At 70.4% G+C, this 787-nt stretch carries 1 protein-coding gene and 1 rRNA gene; both read right to left on the reverse strand.

Annotated features, from left to right (window positions below):
- The coding region (locus tag GL263_RS27430) for a GNAT family N-acetyltransferase (RefSeq protein WP_182858420.1) at positions 1 to 549 on the reverse strand (549 nt) is incomplete at its 3' end.
- Positions 550 to 716: 167 nt separating this feature from the next.
- Positions 717 to 787: ribosomal RNA gene (gene rrf, locus GL263_RS29290) — 5S ribosomal RNA — on the reverse strand; the annotation flags it as partial.

Raw genomic sequence — 787 nt, forward strand, 5'->3', positions numbered from 1 at the left:
GGCCTCCTCAACAAGCTCGTCACGACCGTCGACGACTGAGGGCGCCGCCCACCTCGCCATCTCCAGGACCGTGCCTCCGCCCGCGCCGCGGTGCGCCTCCGTGCGACCGGTCGGGCGGAAGCCCCGGTTCTCGTAGAAGGCCCGAGCCCGCTCGTTCCGCTCATGGACGTGAAGCGCCAACCGCCCCGTCCCCGGGCGGGCCCACGCCCACCTGGTCGCACGGTCCAGCAGCAGAGCCGCCAGCCCCCGCCCCCGGTGCTCAGGCCGTACGTACACACCGAAGAGCGACGCCTGCCCCTCCTCCCGAACGACCACCATCATCCCGGCGAGTTCTCCGCCACCCTCCACGTGCCCGACAAACGTCGCACTCGACTCCCCCTCCGCGCCGTCCGACGCCCGCTGCCTCCACAACTCCTCGGGGTACGCGACCGACGCCGCGTACGTCTCCCCGAACGCCACGTCCGCGACACGATCCGCCAACGCGGCCAACCGCAGGTCCCGCAGCTCACGCCACTCGTCAGCCCGCACCCGCCGAATCACATACTCCATCCCCCCACCCTCGTCGCCGCCACAGACCACCGGCAACCCGATTACCCTCACGACCGCCCCGCACCGCAGCCAGCGGCAGGACCCACCAGCGGGAGGAGCCGGTGAACAACCCCGTAAAACGCGTTGAGGCCCTGCCGGTAAACCGGCAGGGCCTCAACTCACTATTTGTTCGGCGGCGTCCTACTCTCCCACACGCTCCCGCATGCAGTACCATCGGCGCTGACAGGCTTAGCTTCCG

This window comes from Streptomyces durbertensis, assembly GCF_014156695.1.
Taxonomy (GTDB): Bacteria; Actinomycetota; Actinomycetes; order Streptomycetales; family Streptomycetaceae; genus Streptomyces; species Streptomyces durbertensis.